Source organism: Tropicimonas sp. IMCC6043, assembly GCF_004146235.1.
Lineage (GTDB): Bacteria > Pseudomonadota > Alphaproteobacteria > Rhodobacterales > Rhodobacteraceae > Tropicimonas.
Window position 1 is genome coordinate 61901 of record NZ_SELO01000002.1, and the last position, 16954, is coordinate 78854.

The window sequence follows — 16954 nt, forward strand, 5'->3', positions numbered from 1 at the left end:
CTGGTACGCCTCAGCCCCAGCCGCCGGAATCGTCGCCGCCACCGGTGCCATCATCGCCACCCGAGTCGCCGCCGGAATCGCCACCGGAATCTCCGCCAGAGTCGCCGCCGGAATCTCCACCAGAGTCGCCGCCAGAGTCGCCGCCGGAATCTCCACCGGTGTCACCACCCGTGTCACCGCCCGAGCTGCCGCCGCCACCGGAATCGTTGCTGCTCGAGGCACCTCTGTCGCCGGAACCCGGATGCCGCCTCACCCCGGAGGACGAACTGCTCGAGGAGGAGGTCGACTGTGCGGCGGCCATAGAGGCCGGCTCCACGACGTACGTCTCATCAACACTGGGTTGACAAGCCAGAAGGATCGAGGTGGATCCAAGTAGCAAGGCCATGGTCTTGATGCTCATGGGTATTCTCCTTTGAAAAAAAGCGCCGCTAAAAAAAACCGGATGAACACGCGCTCCCACTGAAAGGGTGGAGCCTGAGACCAAGCGATGCAAGCATGAAATTTACGTAGGGTTACCTATTCACGGGGCTTGGGAGCCGATTGTCTCCCCCTTGAAAGACAGCCCCTTCCCCGTTTACGGCTTCGGGGCGAGCCGCGCGCTTGCACAACAGAAAGAACAGTGGAGATCCCGTGGAACAGGAACGAACCCGTCTCGATATCGATGTCGCCCGGCTGCAGCAGCATCTTGCCGATCTGCTGGAGATACCGAGCCCGTCAGGCTATACCGACAGCGTCGTCCGCCACGTCTGCGAGGAACTTGACCGCCTCGGCATCTCCTATGAGCTGACCCGCCGCGGTGCGATCCGGGCCCGCCTGCCGGGCCAACGCAGCGGCGGCGCGCGTGCCATCGTCTCGCATCTCGATACGCTCGGCGCGCAGGTCAAGGCGCTCAAGCCAAACGGGCGGCTGGAACTCGTGCCCATCGGCACCTGGTCGGCGCGGTTCGCCGAGGGTGCACGGGCGACGATCTTTTCCGGCAAGGGCAGCTACCGAGGCACCATCCTGCCGCTAAAGGCATCTGGGCACACCTACGGCGACGAGGTCGACGAATTGCCCATCGGCTGGGACTATGTCGAGCTGCGCGTGGATGCGCGGGCAGACAGCTCCGAGCAGCTCGGCCTTCTCGGGATCGAGATCGGCGACATCGTGGCGATCGATCCGCAGCCGGAGTTCACCGAGACGGGCTATATCGTCTCGCGCCATCTCGACAACAAGGCGGGCGTCGCGGTGATGCTGGCCGCGATGGCATCGCTGAAAGATGCGCCGCCGCCCCCGGTGGATATCTACTGGCTCTTCACCATCGCCGAGGAGGTCGGCCACGGCGCCGCGGCGATCCTGCTGCCCGAGATCGCCTCGATGGTTGCGGTGGACAACGGCACCTCGGCGCCCGGGCAGAATTCCTCCGAGTTCGGCGTGACCCTGTCGATGGCCGACATGAGCGGGCCCTTCGACTACCACCTGACGCGCAAGCTCGCCGATCTCTGCCTGGCCAACGACATCCGCATGCGCAAGGACGTGTTCCGCTACTACCGCTCCGACAGCGCCTCGGCGATCGAGGCCGGCGCCGATGTGCGCACGGCACTGGCGACCTTCGGTGTCGACGCGAGCCACGGCTACGAGCGCATCCACATGCACGCGCTGCGGTCGCTCGCCGAGTTGTTGACGGCCTATGCAACGAGCCCGGTCGAGATCCCGCGCGACGAGCACGAGACCGGCGACCTCGAGGGCTTCACCCGCCAGCCGGACGCCCCGGCCGCCCCAGCCGTTCCGGTGCCATCCGAACGGCTCTGAGGCGGCAGGTCACTCTGGAGTTCGCCCGCCCGGCGGACTCTCGGCATCACTGAGGAACTGGCGCAGAACCACGACCTCCTGCTGCTCCATGATCGCCTGCGCGGTGTGCATATGCGCCCGCATGATCGCCCGCGCGGACTTTTCATCGCCTGCCCTGAGCGCGAGCAGCAGGCGCGACTGGTAATCTCGCCCGGAGCGGCGCAGTCCCGGGATCTCGCGCCGGTAGATCCGCCTGCAAACCGTCAGGTCCTTCAGCAGCGAGATCAGGAAACGGACCTGGAAACGCATCAGCGGATTGGGAGAGAATTCGGCCAGCAGGGCATGGAAATCGAGCTCGGCATGACGCTGGCGCTCTGCCTCCTCGATGGTCTTGGCCGGACGCTCATAGGCCATCATCACGTTTTCCAACTGGGCGAGCTGACCGGCATCGAGTTGACCGGCAAGCTGCGAGACCAGGGCCGGTTCCAGCACGCGGCGCAATTCGTAGATGTCGCCGATGGAGATCTCGTTGAAGTAGAAATAGTTGCCGAGCAGCGCCCGCGCCCGCGCCTCGGAGACCTCGTTGACGAAAGCGCCGCCGCCCGGACCAGTGCGCGTCCGGATCAGTCCCTGAGCCTCGAGCACCCGCAACGCCTCGCGGATCGTGCCCTTGGCCATGGAGAAATGCTCCATGAGTTCGGCCTCCGCAGGCAGGCGGTCGCCCGGGCGCATTCCGCGTTCCACCACCCAGTCCTTGATCGCGGCCGCAGCGCGTTGCGGCCGGCTCAACCGGGGCGCATCAGCGGGCAGGGTTGTGACAGGCGGCGGAATGTCCGGGTCCATATTCCTCCAGGGGCGGTGTCTCGCGGTGACAAATCTCGGTGGCCGCCGGGCAGCGCTTCGCGAAAGCGCAGCCGGGGGGCGGGTTGAGCGGGTCCGGCAGCTCGGCATCGGCGCCCTCGGGCGCGGCCAGCGGACGGCCGACGACCGGCGCCGAGCGGGCGAGCAGCGAGGTGTAGTGATGGCGGGGCCGGGCAAAGATCTCCTCGGCGGGGGCAAGCTCTACGATGGCTCCGAAATACATCACGGCGACCCGGTCCGCCACGGCCTCGACGACGGCGAGATCGTGGCTGATAAAAAGATAGGTGAGGTCGAACTCCTCGCGGAGCCGTGCCAACAGGTTCAGCACCTGCGCCTGCACCGAAACGTCCAGCGCCGAGACCGGCTCGTCGAGGACGAGGATGCGCGGAGCGGCGGCGAGCGCCCGGGCGATGCCGATGCGTTGCGCCTGACCGCCGGAGAACTCGTGCGGATACCGGTCGAGAAACTCGGCCCGTAGGTTGACCGCGTCGAGGATCTCGTCGATCCGCTGAGCGCGCGCCGCTGCGGGCATCCCGTGCAGGAGCTTCAACGGCGCCTCGAGGATCTGGCGGATCGTCTTGCGCGGGTTGAGCGAGGAGATCGGGTCCTGGAAAACATACTGGATCAGCTTTCCGAAGGCGGCGGGGTCCTTGCCCGCGCGGTCGGCGTAGTCCCGGCCCTCGATCTCGATCGACCCCGCGGTCGGCGGCAGCAGGCCCACGATCATCCGCGCCAACGTGGACTTGCCGCAGCCGGATTCGCCGACGATGCCCAGCGTCTCGCCACGCGCGACGTCGAGGCTGGCGGATTGCACGGCGTGAACGGAGGGCCGCTCGGCGCCGAAGCCGAAAAATGTCCGCCCTCCCCCGAAGCGTTTGTCGAGATCCCGGATGCGCAGCGTCTGGCTCATGCGGCGCCCTCCTCGGGATAGAGACAGCGAACTGCGCGCGCGCCGCGCGTCGCCTCGAGTGCGACCTCGCCGCGGCGGCAGGCGTCCTGTGCCTTGTCGCAGCGCGGGGCAAAGGCGCAGCCCGCGGGCAGGTTGTCCACCGCCGGCGGCAAGCCGGGGATCGCGTGGAGCTCGCGCCGGCCGCCGCCCAGCTCGGGCACACAGGCGATCAGGCGACGCGTGTAGGGATGGGCCGGGGCGTCTAGGATCGCCTCGGTCGGTCCGGTCTCGACGATCCGCCCGGCATACATCACCGCGACCCGGTCGCAGAGCTGCGCCACGACGCCGAAATCATGAGTGATGAAGAGGATCGCGACGTTTCGTTCGCGGCGCAGGTCATCGAGCAGGGCAAGGATTTGCGCCTGCACGGTCACGTCAAGCGCCGTGGTCGGCTCGTCAGCGATGATCAGGTCCGGCTCGTTGACCAGCGCCATGGCGATGCCGACGCGCTGACGCATGCCGCCCGAAAGCTCATGCGGGAAATCGTCCAGCCGGCGTTCGGCATTGGGGATGCGGACTGCTTTCAGCAGGTCCAGTGCCCGCGCGCGGGCCTCTGCCTTCTGGACCGGGCGGTGCGACTGGATCGCCTCGACGATCTGGTCTCCGACCTTGTAAAGCGGGTGCAGCGTCGCAAGCGGATCCTGGAAGATGTAGGAGATCCGGTCCCCGCGCAGCTTGCGCAGCTCCGAAAAGGGCGCGCCGAGGATCTCGGCATCGGCATAGCGTACGGCTCCGCCGGCGATGACGCCGGGCGGCGAGGCGACGAGACCCATGACCGAGAGCGCGGTGACGGATTTGCCCGAGCCGGATTCGCCAATCAGACCAAGGCATTCGCCGGAGCGGACCTGTAGCGTGACGCCCGAGAGCGCCTTTAGTGTTCGCGCGCCGACACGGAACTCCGTGCGCAGGTCCTGCAAATCGAGCAGCGCGGGATCGGCGGGCGGTTCGGGCACGGAGTCGCGATCGACAATCGTGCGCGCCATCGGCCGGGTCAGCGCGCCGGACCGCAGGCGGGGGTCGAGCGCATCGCGGATGCCGTCGCCCATCAGGTTCACGCTCATGACGATGACGAAGATCATGACACCCGGCACGATCGAGGCATGCGGGTCGGTGATGAGCGCGTTGCGGCCCTCACCGAGCATCGAGCCGAGATCCGCCACCGGCGGCTGCGAGCCGAGGCCAAGGAAAGAGAGACCGGCAGTCTCCAGGATCATCCAGCCGACGGTGGTCGACATCGCGATGACGATGACCGGCAGCACATTGGGCAGGATTTCCGAGATCATGATGCGCAGATCGGTCATGCCGGCCAGCCGGGCGGCATCGACGAATTCCTTGTGCGCGAGAGTCACGGTCACGCCGCGAATGTTGCGCGCGAAGAAGGGAATGTTGACGACGGCGACCGCGATCAGCGCATTGGTGAGGCCGGGCCCGAGGGCCGCGACGATGGCCAGCGCCAGCAGAATGTAGGGAAAGGCCATCAGCATATCGATGCCGCGCATCAGCCAGTTGTCGATGCGGCCGCCGAAATAGCCCGCGGCGATGCCGATGACCGAGCCGAAGAAGGCCGCGCCGAAGGAGGCGACGAGGCCGACGACGAGGCTGAGCCGGGTGCCCCAGATCAGCCGCGAGAGGATGTCGCGGCCCAGGTGGTCGGTTCCGAGCAGGTGGCCCGCGGTGAAGGGGCGGAGGAACTTGTCGCCCGTGTTCTGCGCGTAGGGATCGGCAAGCGGCAGCACCGGGGCCAGCAGGGCGACAAGCACCACGAAGAGGAGAAGTATCCCGCCCGCCGCGGCGAGGCGGTTGCGGGCGAAAAGCTTGAGAAAGGCGCCGGCATTCATGTCTTCACCCGCGGGTCGAGCAGGCTCTGGGCGACGTCGACGCAAAGGTTGAACAGCACATAGCAGCTGGCGACGATTACCACGCCTCCCTGCACCAGCAGGATGTCACGCGTCAGGATCGCGGTGACCAGCATGCGCCCGACTCCGGGCCACTGGAAGACGGTCTCGATATAGACCGCACCGGAGAGCACGAAGCCCGCCTGCACGCCGATGACGGGGATGATCGATACCATCGCCGCCTTGAGCGCGTGGCGCCAGACGACGCGGCTCTCCTTCACGCCCTTGGCCCGCGCGGTGCGGATGAAGTCCTGCCGAAGGACTTCGAGCATGGCCGAGCGCGAGAGACGGGCGATGACGCCGGTGGCCACCACTGCGAGCGCGATGGCTGGCATGGCGAGGTGGCGCGCGAGGTCGGGCAGGTCGCCGCCGCCATAGATCGCATACATGCCGGAGACAGGCAGCAGCCGGAGCCTCACCGCGAAGACCAGGATCATCATCATGCCGAGGAAGAAGGACGGGATGGAGATGCCGATCAGCACGACGAAAGTGATCGCCTTGTCGGCGGTGCCGTATTGCCGTGCCGCCGAGACGACGCCGGCGAGGACGCCGAAGATCGAGCAGAGCACGAGCGATGTGCCAGCGAGGATCAGCGTCGCGCCAAAGCGCTCGAGCACCTCGTCGAGCACCGGGCGGTTGAGCGAGAAGGAGCGGCCGAAATCGCCCTGGAACATGTTGCCGAGCCAGATGAAATATTGCTGAACCAAAGGCTTGTCGAGACCGAGGTCGCGGTTCAGCTTCTCCACATTTTCCGGTGTCGCATAGCTCCCGAGGATCGCCGTGGCCGGGTCGCCCGGGATCAGCGACATGATCACGAAGACGATCACCGTGATCCCGAGGATCACCGGGATGGCGGCAAGAAGTCGCCGGAGAATGTAGCTTCCCATCTGGCTTGCCCGTGGCTGGGGCGGCAGGCCGGGTTGCACCGGCCTGCCACGGCTGGGGTCAGTTCTTGGCCACGTCCCGCAGGATCAGGAAGAACGAAGGTTCGAGCTGCAGGTTCTCGACATTAGCAGAAGTGACCGCGTTCTGCTTCCAGTTGGCAACGAAGACCCAAGGTGCTTCTTCCTGAACGATGGCCTGCATCTCCTTGTAGAGCGCGGCGCGCTCGTCCTGGCTGGTGGAAACGCGCGCTTTTTCAAGCAGCTCGTCCACTTTCGGGTTTGAGTAATAGCCCGAGTTGAAGCCGCCCTGCTCGGGCCAGGCGGCGGTGCGGAGCGCGAGGAACGGTAGGGTATCGGGGTCCTGGGTCATCCAGGCCATCTCGGCCATGTCCGCCTTGCCCTCAAGCCCGGGATTCACCTCGCCGAGGAACGTGTTCCATTCGTAGGTCTCGATCTTCACGTCGAGCCCGACGGCTTCGAGATCGGCCTGGATCGCGGTGCCCATCGGAACCGGATCGAGCATGCCCGAACCCCCTTCGGTGACGTAGAAGGTGAGTTCGGCACCTTCAGCGCCGGCCTCGGCGATAAGCGCTTTCGCCTTCTCAGGGTCATAGGGATAGGGATCGAGATCCGAATTATAGGCCCAGCCAAAGGCCGGCGGAGTCGGGCCGGCGGCAACTTCGGCGGTGCCTTCCAGGACGTTGTCGACGATCGCCTGCTTGTTGATCGCGTAATTCGCCGCCTGGCGAACGCGGACATCGGCGAAGGGGCCTTCCTTGGCGTTGAGGATCAGGAACCAGACATGCGGTCCGGCGGCCTCGAGCAGCTTGTAGCGGTCGTTCTCGAACTCGGAGAGCGCATCCGGCGGCACCTCCACCATCACGTCGATCCCGCCCGAGAGCATCTCGGCGGTGCGGGTGTTGGCGTCGGTGATCGGGCGGAAGATCACCGCTTCAAGCGGCGGGGCACCGTCCCAGTAGTCCGGGTTCTTCTCCACCACGACGGCCTCGTTCGAGCGCCACTCGACGAACTTGAAGGGGCCCGTGCCGGAGGGATGGCGCCCGAAATCCTTGCCGTATTGCTCGACGGCTGCGGGCGAGACGATAAGGCCCGTCGCATAGGCGATATTGGCCATGAAGGGCGCGTAGGGTTCGGAGAGCTTGAACTCGACGGTCAGGTCATCGATCACCGTCACTTCCTCGACCGAGGAGAAGAAGAACGAGAGCGGGAAAGGTCCGGTGTCGTGGTAGGGATGATTTTCGTCCAGCATCCGGTCGAAATTGAACTTCACCGCCTCGGCATTGAAATCGCTGCCGTCGTGGAACTTGACGCCCGAGCGCAGGTGGAAGGTGTAGACGGTGCCGTCGTCGGAAATGTCCCAGCTTTCCGCCAGCGCCGGCTCCGGCTCCAGCGTGCCGGCCTTGTAGCGGGCGAGGCCGTCATAGACGTTCAGCAGGATGCGGAAGTCGTTCGCCGCCGTCACCGCGGCAGGGTCGAGCGACTTCGGCTCGGCGATCTGCCCCACCACCAGAACGCCCGGAGGGGTCTGGGCGAGGGTCGGCAGGCCGATCGAGGCGGTCATCGCTGCAAGCGCCAACGCGCTGACGGCGCGGCGCGTCATCGGAAGGATCGTCATCTTTATCTCCCTTTTTTGGTTGTTAGCAATTTATCATGAGAAATTATGTGTCCCAAGGGGTTTTGTGATATGGCAGGGAAAGGAGGATGCGCATGACCTTTTCCCTGCTTGCACGCGACCCGGAGACAGGCGCGTTTGGCGGCGCTGCGGTGACCGGGAACCTCTGCGTCGGCGCCTGGGTGCTGCGGGGCGATGCCCGATTCGGGCTCAGCGCCTCGCAGGGGCACACGCCGTCGACGCTCTGGGGCGAGGACACGCTGGCGCATCTTGCCGGCGGCGCGAGCGCCGGCGAGGCGCTGTCCGCGGTGGTCGGTACTGATCCCGGACGCGAGACGCGCCAGCTCGCGGTTCTCGACCGGCACGGCGCCACCGCCGTCCATGACGGCGCGGACAACCTCCCCTTCACCGGCCATCTCGCGGCACCCGGGTGGGTCGTCGCCGGCAACTGGCTGGCCTCCAGCGCGGTGATCGAGCGCGCCGCGGAGACATTCGCCGCGCCCGGCCGACCCTTCGCCGACAGGCTGGTTGCCGCGCTCCGGGCCGGCATGGCCGCAGGCAGCGACCGGCGGGGGACCTTCTCGGCGGCGCTTCTGGTGCTCGCTGAGGACGCGCCGCCGCTGGACCTGCGGGTCGATTTCGACGCTGCGCCGGTGGACAGGCTGGCGGACCTCCTCGATCGCACTCGGGCGACCGGCTACGCCGCCTGGCTCGACACACTTCCCACAAGACGAAAGCCTTTCACGACATGAACGAGACGATCGGAGACCGCGCCGCCGCGATGCTCGCGAAGGCCGCGACGATATCTGAACCGGGCCCCGGCGTGACCCGCCTGCCCTTCACCCCGGAACATGCACATGCGAACGACCTGATCGCGGGCTGGATGCAGGCCGCCGGGCTCGACACGCATCGCGACGCGGCCGGCACGTTGATCGGCCGGCGCGAGGGCGCGACGCCCGATGCCCCGACATTCCTGCTCGGCTCGCACCAGGATTCGGTCCGCGGTGGCGGCGCCTATGACGGCATCATGGGGGTGCTGCTGCCGGTTCTGGCGTTGGAGCAACTCCACGACACCCCCCTGCCCTTCGCCGTCGAAGTGCTCTGCTTCGCCGACGAGGAGGGCGTTCGGTTTCCCACCGCGCTGATCGGACCGCGCGCCCTTGCCGGCACGCTCGACCCGGCCGTGCTCGACATGGCAGACCGCTCCGGCCTGCGGCTCGGCGAGGCGCTCGAGGGCTTCGGAGATCCGGCGGCCATTGGGAGCATCGCCCGCGCTCCGGGTTCGGTCATGGGCTATCTCGAGACCCATATCGAACAGGGCCCGGTGCTCGAGGCCGAAGACCTTCCCGTCGGCATCGTCACCGCGATCGCCGGGATCGAGCGCCATGCGGTGACGATCACCGGCCGCGCCGCCCATGCTGGCACCGCACCGATGACGCTGCGCAAGGATGCGCTCTGCGCGGCGGCGGAGCTGGTGACCGGGGTCGAGCGGATCTGCGGCGAGACCGAGAACGCGGTCGGCACGATCGGGCATCTGGAAGTCGCCCCGAATGTGGTGAACGCGGTGCCGGCAGAAGTCGTCGCGACGATCGAGCTGCGCTCGGCAGAGGACGTGATCCGCGCCGAGGTTGCCTCCCGAGTCGCGGAGGTGGCACGGCAGGCGACGGACCGGCGCGGCTGCGCGCTCCGGATGGAGCGCACCTACCAGCAGCCCGCCAAGGCCTGCGCGCCGGAGTTGCAGGACGCGCTAGAGGCAGCAGTCGCAGCCACCGGGGTGCGGCCGCTCCGACTGATGTCGGGCGCCACGCATGATGCCTCTGCGATCGCCGATCTCTGCCCGATGGCGATGCTCTTCGTGCGCTGCCGCGAGGGCGTCAGCCACCACCCGGACGAATATGCGGCGCCGGAGGACATGGGATGCGCCGTCGGTGTCCTCGTCAATGTCCTGCGGGGGCTTGCCGCAACCGACACGCAAGGAGCCGCTTCCCGATCCTCATGACGCGCGCGGGCGACAGTCAGACGGAGGCACGGGAGGACCCGCTTCCTGCACGATTCCGCGCAGGGATTGCGCCTTCCGGGCATCCGTTTGACCTCCGGGGTGCGCCTCCTTAGGTTCCGCCCCAACGATCAACGGATGAAAGGAAGAACCTGTGTGCGGCATTTGCGGCGAGATAACTTTTGACGGAAGCCCGGCAAATGTCGATGCGGTAGCGGCAATGGCCGACTGTCTGGCGCCGCGCGGCCCCGACAGTTCCGGCGTCGTGGCGCGCGGGGACTGGGCCTTCGGGCACCGCAGGCTGAGGATCATCGACCTCTCCGAGGCCGGTGCGCAACCCTTCGTCGACACCGATCTCGGGCTGACCATCGTCTTCAACGGCTGCATATACAACTACAAGGAAATCCGTGCCGAGCTGGAAGCGAAGGGGCACAGGTTCGCTTCGCATGGCGATACCGAAGTGGTTCTGAAGGCCTGGGCGCAATGGGGCGGCGACGCCATCCCGAAGCTCAACGGCATGTTCGCCGTGGCGATCCGCGAGCGCGAGAGTGGCCGAACGATCTTGTTCCGCGACCGCTTCGGCATCAAGCCGCTCTATTATGCCGAGACCGGCAACGGGCTGCGCTTTGCGTCGACGCTGCCGGCGCTGTTGCGCGCGGGCGGGATCGACACGTCGATCGACCGGGTGGCGTTGCACCACTACATGACATGGCACGCGGTGGTGCCCGCGCCGCGAACGATCCTCGCTGGCGTCCGCAAGCTGCCCCCGGCGACTATCCGGATCCTCGACGCGGACGGCTCTGTGGCCTCCGAGCGGCAATATTGGACCCCGAGCTTCGAACGCAGCGCCGAGGACGCGACGCGCAGCGCCGAGGATTGGGAGGAACTGCTGCTCGACGAACTTCGCGCCTCGGTCCGCCGCCGGATGGTCGCGGACGTGCCGGTGGGCGTGCTGCTCTCGGGCGGCGTCGACAGTTCGCTGATCGTCGGACTGCTGGCCGAAGAGGGCCAGGCGGATCTTGCCACCTATTCGATCGGCTTCGAGGCGGCGCATGGCGAGAAGGGCGACGAGTTCAAGTATTCCGACCTGATCGCCGAGCATTACGGCACAAAGCACCACAAGCTGATGATCCCCTCGGCGGAGATGCGGGAAAACCTGCCCCACGCCATACGCGCGATGTCCGAACCGATGGTCTCCTACGACAATATCGGCTTCTACCTTCTGTCGCGCGAGGTCTCCAAGACGATCAAGGTCGTGCAGTCGGGCCAGGGAGCCGACGAGGTGTTCGGTGGATACCACTGGTACCCGCCGCTCGCCGACGCCAATGACCCGGTCTCGGCCTATGCCGACGCCTTCTTCGACCGCACCCATGCGCGTCTCGGCGAGCACCTGAATGCCGACTACATGGCGGACAAGGACGAGAGCCGCGCCTTCGTGGAGGCGCATTTCGCGATGCCGGGCGCCGATGATCCGGTCGACAAGGCCCTGCGCCAGGACACCAATGTCATGCTGGTGGACGACCCGGTGAAGCGGGTGGACAACATGACAATGGCATGGGGGCTGGAGGCGCGGGTGCCCTTCCTCGACCACGAGGTGGTCGAGTTCGCCGGACGCATCCCGTCGCGCCACAAGCTTGCCGATGGCGGCAAGGGCATCCTCAAGCGCGCGGCGCGCCGGGTGATTCCGACGGAGGTCATCGACCGGCCGAAGGGCTATTTCCCGGTCCCGGCGCTGAAATACCTCGAGGGTCCCTATCTCGAGATGGTTCGCGGTGCACTCACCAACGAGGCGGCCCGGGCACGTGGCCTCTTCAAGCAAGACTACCTGGACAAGCTCTTCGCTGATCCCAAGGCGCACATCACCCGCCTGCGCGGCTCCGAACTCTGGCAGGTTGCAATGCTGGAACTGTGGCTTCAGGCACAGGGGATCGAGGGATGACCCAGGACAGCCACCCGGCGCCGACCGAGAATGCCAGCATCGATTGCGGCTGGGGCCGGCTGATCTTTGGTAACACATTCGACGACCCGAAGGCGCTGGCGACGACGCTTGCGGCCGAGCAACACACTCGGCGCGACATCGCCTTCTATGTCGAGGACCCGCAAGTGGTCCTCGCCGAAGCACCGCAGGAGCTCTTTCTCGACCCTTCGATCTCTTTCCGACTCGACCTCACCGCCTTCGAACCTGCGGAGCAGCGCCTACCTGGACTCTCGATCCGCCGGCTGACGACCGAGAGAGACGCCGAGGCTATCAACACGATCTATGCCGCGCATGGCATGGTCGAGGTCCCGCCGCATTTCTTCTGGTCGAACCGCGACGCCCGCGCGATTACCGTTCTGGTGGCCGAGGAGGACGAGACCGGCACAATCCTCGGCACGGTCATGGGCGTGGACCACAAGCTCTCCTGGGGCGACCCCGACCACGGCGCATCGCTCTGGTGCCTCGCCGTCTCGCCGCATGCGCGCTATCCCGGCATCGGCAAGGCACTGGTGCGCCGGCTTGCCGAGGAGTTCCGCGCGCGCGGCGCGACGACAATGGATCTCTCGGTGCTGCATGACAACTCCGAGGCGATGAAGCTCTACGAGAAGCTCGGCTTCGAGCGCTTCCAGGCCTTCACGATCAAGCGCAAGAACCCGATCAACGAGCCGCTCTTCGTCGGCGACTACGAGACCGACGGCCTGAACCCCTATGCGCAGATCATCGTCAAGGAGGCCCGCAGGCGTGGGATCTTCGTCGAGGTGATCGACGCCGAGGCCGGGCTTTTCGAGTTGCAGATGGGCGGGCGGCGGATCAAGTGCCGCGAGGCGCTGAGCGAGTTGACCAGCGCCGTCGCCATGTCGATCTGCGACGACAAGCGGGTGACGCGGCGGATCGTCTCCGCAGCGGGAGTGCGGACCGCCGAACAGGCCCCCGAGGACAGCCCCGCGGCGCGCGCGGCCTTCCTCGCGGAGCACGGCGCCGTGGTGGTCAAGCCGGCCCGCGGCGAGATGGGCGACGGTGTCTCGGTCGACCTGCGCACACCCGAGGAGGTCGAGGCGGCCGTGGAACGGGCGCGGAATGTCTGTTCCGACATCATCGTCGAGAGCTATCTCGATGGTGAGGACCTGCGCCTCGTTGTGATCGACTACAAGGTCGTCGCCGCCGCGATCCGTCGCCGCCCGATGATCACCGGCGACGGCACACATACCGCGCGCGAACTCATCGAAACCCAAAGCCGTCGCCGCGCGGCCCAAACCGGCGGCGAGAGCACCATTCCCTGCGACGCGGAGACCGAGCGTTGCCTCGCCATGGCCGGTTTCGGCTATGACGACGTGGTACCGAAAGGCACCGAGGTCACGGTGCGCAAGACCGCGAATCTGCATACCGGCGGCCTGATCCTCGACGTTACCGAGGAGACCCACCCAGCGCTTATCGACGCGGCGATCAAATGCGCCCGTGCGATTGGAATTCCGGTGACGGGAATCGACTTCATCGTCCGGAGCCCGAGGCAGTCCGACTATATCTTCATCGAGGCGAACGAGCGGCCGGGACTGGCCAATCACGAGCCGCAGCCAACGGCGCAGCGGTTCATTGACTTGCTGTTCCCGATGACGGTGGCGAGCGAAGCGGCCTATCTCTCCGAGTAGGCATGGCGCGGCGCTGCCGCGTCGCCCCGAATGAGATCTTCACGTACTGGAGAGAAGCGGGCCGGCGGGCCCGCTTCCCGATTCTGCCGTTCTGAAATCAGCGGACGACGTTGTAGCCGCGGCCACGCATGCAGTTGGCGATAATGGTTTCCTTGCGCCGCTGCTGGTCGACGGCGCCCGAAACGGCACCGGCGCCGGCGCCGATCAGGGCGGCGTCGCGGACATTCGTGCCCTGGTTGGCAAAGAGCGCGGTTCCGCCGGCGGCGACGGCAGCCGCGCCGAGCATCTGCCCGCCGGTGCTGGGCGCGAACGCGCCTTGCTGCTCGGCGAGCGACTGGCAGGCTGCGAGGTCGTTGGAATAGTTCGGCCCGACCGCCCCGTCGATCACCGGCTGATAGCTTGAGCCCGAGTTAACGCAGGCGGCTGTGAGGCCGGCGAGAGCGAGAGTGGAGATGGATTTGGCGAGGCGCATGGAAGGCCCTTTCGTCAGTTATGATTTTTTTTGCTCTGGCGGCCCGGTCGATGGTCCGCTCAGCCCTTTTAGCGCGGGATTGGACTCCGCGACAACAATTCATCAACGGGACGACTGACCCACGAGCGTGACCTTGCTCTTTTCGCGCGTTGCGGCCTACGCTCTCCCTGCGAACAGATGGGAGGACATCCATGAAGACGATACTGACCGCGCTCGGCCTGTGCCTGCTGGCCACCGGCGCGTTTGCCGAGGGTATGGTGCACAAGGTGGCGATCCATGTCGACCAGAACGACCCGCAGGTGCTGAACATGGCGCTGAACAACGTTCAGAATCTCAACGCCTATTACGAGGAGATGGGCGACACCGTGGAGGTCGAACTGGTCGCCTACGGGCCGGGACTGCTCATGCTCATGGCCGACAAGTCACCGGTGCGGGACCGGATCTCAACCATGGGTCTCGAGATGGAAAACCTGACATTCTCGGCCTGCGGCAACACGATCCAGAACATCGAGAAGAAGACCGGGGCCCCCGTTTCACTGGTGGAGGAGGCCCAGGTCGTACCTTCGGGCGTGGCTCGGCTGGTCGAGTTGCAGGAGCAGGGCTTCAGCTATGTGAGACCCTGACCGAGGTCCGGCCGGCGGGACGACCGCCTGTCGGCCGGCACGGCCCCAGTTGAAAATCACGCGCCCGGGGAAGAGACTGGCCGAATGGCCGGCGGCCCCCCGCCGCGCCTGATGGGAAAGGGAAGCGCGCAATGTCAGAGGCAACGCAGGCGACGGTTACCCCCGTCGAGGTTCATCAGATCCACGACTGGCTCGAGGGCAACCAGATCCTTCTGGTCGATGTCCGCGAGACGTCGGAATACGAGATCGAGCATATCTCAGGAGCGCTGTTGCTGCCGATGTCGAGCTTCGATCCGGAGACTTTCCCGCAGGTTCCGGGCAAAAAGGTCGTGCTGCATTGTGCGGTCGGAAAACGCTCGGAGGCGGCGGGCAAGATGCTGCTGAAGGAAGGGCACACGGACGTCGCTCACATGGTCGGTGGGCTCGTGGCCTGGAAGGCCGCGGGCTTTGCGACCGAGATCCAGATTGCACCGCATTCGGAACCGGAGGCGCCGGTATTCCTCTGCCCGCCGCCGGGCGAGGTTCTGCGCAAGGAATATCTCGAGCCGCTCGGCATTGCGCCGGCCGACCTGGCGGCGCGGATCGGCGTCCTGGAGGGCACGATCAAGGACGTGCTGTCCGGCAACCGACCAATCGGCGTGGAACTGTCGTTACGTCTCGCACGCTACTTCAGCACGGCGTCGGATTTCTGGGTACACCTTCAGGTCGAGCACGACCTCGAGCGCACCCGCCACAGTGTCGGCGATCAGATCCGTCGGGACATCCAACCCAGGACATCCCTCGGATAACGGGAACCACGGCCGGAACCGCGCATGGTGCATTTCCGGCAAGCGCTCGACCTGCGGCGCTACCCGAGAACGGCCTCGATGGCCGCCCGTGTCGCCTCCACGATCTGGTCCGCTTCGGCTTTCGACAGGCACAGCGGCGGTGCGAAGCCGATGATGTCGCCCTGCGGCATGGCCCGCGCGATCACGCCACGCTCCAGCATCGCCGCAACCACCTTCGCGCCCATGCCCTGGGACGCATCGAAGAAGCTGCGCGTGTCCCGATCGGCGACCAGTTCGACGGCGCAGAGCATGCCTTCGCCGCGAACCTCGCCGACATTGGCGTGGTCTCCCACGGCGGCCCGCATGGCGTTGTTGAGATAGGCGCCCGTTTCAGCCGCGTTCTTCACAAGCCCCAGCTCGTCGATCAGCGTGAGATTGGCGATGCCGGCCGCCGCGCCGATCGGGTGCGCCGAATAAGTCCAGCCATGGCCCATGACGCCGTTCTCGTCGGTTCCGCGCGCAAGAACCTCCCACATCCGCTGACTGACGATCGACGCCGAGAGCGGCGCGTAGGCCGAGGTCAATCCCTTGGCGCTGGTGATTAGGTCCGGCTTCATCCCGAAATGCTCGGAACCGAACAAGCTGCCAAGGCGGCCGAACCCGGTTACCACCTCGTCGGCGATCAGCAGGATGTCGTGCCGGTCCAACACCTGCTGGATCGCCGGCCAGTAGCCGGCAGGCGGCGGAACGATTCCACCGGTTCCCAGAACCGGCTCGCCGATGAAGGCGGCAATGGTGTCTGCGCCCTCGCGAGCGATCATCTGTTCCAGTTGCTCCACGCAATGGGCGACGAAATTGGCCTCGCTCATGGCAAGGTCCGACCGGCGAAAGAAATATGGCGCCTCGGTATGGAGTATCGGAGCCAACGGCAGGTCGAATTTCGTGTGGAACAGGTCCAGCCCTGTCAGCGAGCCCGTCATCAGCCCGGAGCCGTGATAGCCGCGCCAGCGCGAGATGATCTTCTTCTTCTGCGGCCGGCCGAGAATGTTGTTGTAGTACCACACGAGCTTGAGGTTGGTTTCGTTCGCGTCCGAGCCGCCGAGCCCGAAATACACCCGCGCCATGTGGTCCGGCGCCCGGTCCATGACCATCTTCGCGAGCGTGATCGAGGCCTCCGAACCATGGCCGGCATAGGCGTGGTAATAGCTCAGCTCGCGCGCCTGCGTGGCGATCGCCTCCGCGATCTCCTGCCGGCCGTAACCAACATTGACGCAATAGAGCCCGGCAAACCCATCCAGCAGGCGGTTGCCGTCGCGATCGGTGATAAAGACACCCTCGCCACCCGTGACGATCCGTTGCGGAGCCTCGCCACGGGCGAACTGCCCCAGATGGGTCGAGGGGTGAAAGAAGCTCTCGCGGTCCCATTTCGCCAGTTCGTCATTCGTCAGCATGTCCAGTCCTTTCATCCTCGGTCGCGCCC

Annotated in this window: 15 protein-coding genes; 7 read left to right on the forward strand and 8 right to left on the reverse strand. The window is 66.2% G+C overall.

Annotated elements, in window-relative coordinates; translation table 11 throughout:
- Nucleotides 1-10: 10 nt before the first annotated feature.
- Nucleotides 11-400, reverse strand: a complete 390-nt coding sequence (locus tag EU800_RS26710; protein ID WP_165354546.1) for a hypothetical protein — start codon at nucleotides 398-400, stop codon at nucleotides 11-13.
- A 230-nt stretch (nucleotides 401-630) separates the two neighbouring features.
- Between EU800_RS26710 and EU800_RS02610 the strand changes: the two genes are divergently transcribed.
- A complete protein-coding gene (locus tag EU800_RS02610; protein WP_129628275.1) occupies nucleotides 631-1791 on the forward strand; it encodes an osmoprotectant NAGGN system M42 family peptidase in 1161 nt (386 codons plus the stop codon).
- 9 nt (nucleotides 1792-1800) lie between these two features.
- Here EU800_RS02610 and EU800_RS02615 read toward each other — a convergent pair whose 3' ends face one another.
- From EU800_RS02615 to EU800_RS02635, 5 genes are read right to left on the reverse strand one after another with little or no spacing between them, the layout of a single operon-like run.
- Nucleotides 1801-2613 (reverse strand): FadR/GntR family transcriptional regulator, encoded by an 813-nt coding sequence (locus EU800_RS02615; RefSeq protein WP_129628277.1) that lies wholly within the window; start codon nucleotides 2611-2613, stop codon nucleotides 1801-1803.
- Nucleotides 2570-3541 carry an ABC transporter ATP-binding protein gene (locus EU800_RS02620; RefSeq protein ID WP_129628279.1) on the reverse strand — a complete coding sequence of 324 codons (972 nt, stop codon included), beginning with the start codon at nucleotides 3539-3541 and terminating at the stop codon, nucleotides 2570-2572. The genes EU800_RS02615 and EU800_RS02620 overlap by 44 nt, the downstream gene beginning before the upstream one ends.
- Nucleotides 3538-5418 carry a dipeptide/oligopeptide/nickel ABC transporter permease/ATP-binding protein gene (locus EU800_RS02625; RefSeq protein WP_129628281.1) on the reverse strand — a complete coding sequence of 627 codons (1881 nt, stop codon included), beginning with the start codon at nucleotides 5416-5418 and terminating at the stop codon, nucleotides 3538-3540. Before EU800_RS02625 ends, EU800_RS02620 begins: the two co-directional genes overlap by 4 nt.
- The gene (locus tag EU800_RS02630) at nucleotides 5415-6362 is read right to left on the reverse strand and encodes an ABC transporter permease (protein WP_129628283.1); all 948 of its coding nucleotides are present in this window, start codon (nucleotides 6360-6362) and stop codon (nucleotides 5415-5417) included. The genes EU800_RS02625 and EU800_RS02630 overlap by 4 nt, the downstream gene beginning before the upstream one ends.
- 58 nt (nucleotides 6363-6420) lie before the next feature.
- Complete coding sequence (locus EU800_RS02635; RefSeq protein ID WP_129628285.1) at nucleotides 6421-7995, reverse strand: ABC transporter substrate-binding protein; 1575 nt, start codon at nucleotides 7993-7995, stop codon at nucleotides 6421-6423.
- Between the two features lie 92 nt (nucleotides 7996-8087).
- Between EU800_RS02635 and EU800_RS02640 the strand changes: the two genes are divergently transcribed.
- The 4 genes from EU800_RS02640 (at nucleotide 8088) to ngg (ending at nucleotide 13612) form a co-directional block, all read left to right on the forward strand.
- Nucleotides 8088-8744, forward strand: coding sequence for a DUF1028 domain-containing protein (locus EU800_RS02640; protein ID WP_129628287.1), 657 nt, complete (start codon nucleotides 8088-8090; stop codon nucleotides 8742-8744).
- Nucleotides 8741-9991 (forward strand): M20 family metallo-hydrolase, encoded by a 1251-nt coding sequence (locus EU800_RS02645; RefSeq protein WP_129628289.1) that lies wholly within the window; start codon nucleotides 8741-8743, stop codon nucleotides 9989-9991. The genes EU800_RS02640 and EU800_RS02645 overlap by 4 nt, the downstream gene beginning before the upstream one ends.
- Before the next feature lie 151 nt (nucleotides 9992-10142).
- A complete protein-coding gene (locus EU800_RS02650) occupies nucleotides 10143-11927 on the forward strand; it encodes an N-acetylglutaminylglutamine amidotransferase (protein ID WP_129628291.1) in 1785 nt (594 codons plus the stop codon).
- Entirely contained in the window at nucleotides 11924-13612 is a 1689-nt protein-coding gene (gene ngg / locus EU800_RS02655; protein ID WP_129628293.1) for an N-acetylglutaminylglutamine synthetase, read from the forward strand. Before EU800_RS02650 ends, ngg begins: the two co-directional genes overlap by 4 nt.
- Before the next feature lie 97 nt (nucleotides 13613-13709).
- On the opposite strand, the gene EU800_RS02660 is transcribed toward ngg, so the two are convergent.
- Nucleotides 13710-14084: a glycine zipper family protein gene (locus tag EU800_RS02660; protein ID WP_129628295.1), complete on the reverse strand. Its 375-nt coding sequence runs from the start codon at nucleotides 14082-14084 to the stop codon at nucleotides 13710-13712.
- 191 nt (nucleotides 14085-14275) lie between these two features.
- Between EU800_RS02660 and EU800_RS02665 the strand changes: the two genes are divergently transcribed.
- Nucleotides 14276-14707, forward strand: coding sequence for a DsrE family protein (locus tag EU800_RS02665; protein WP_129628297.1), 432 nt, complete (start codon nucleotides 14276-14278; stop codon nucleotides 14705-14707).
- A 131-nt stretch (nucleotides 14708-14838) separates the two neighbouring features.
- Nucleotides 14839-15495 (forward strand): HigA family addiction module antitoxin, encoded by a 657-nt coding sequence (locus EU800_RS27205; protein ID WP_207209839.1) that lies wholly within the window; start codon nucleotides 14839-14841, stop codon nucleotides 15493-15495.
- Between the two features lie 59 nt (nucleotides 15496-15554).
- Here the strand turns inward: EU800_RS27205 and EU800_RS02675 are convergent, their stop codons facing one another.
- Nucleotides 15555-16925, reverse strand: coding sequence for an aspartate aminotransferase family protein (locus EU800_RS02675; RefSeq protein WP_129628299.1), 1371 nt, complete (start codon nucleotides 16923-16925; stop codon nucleotides 15555-15557).
- Between the last annotated feature and the right edge of the window lie 29 nt (nucleotides 16926-16954).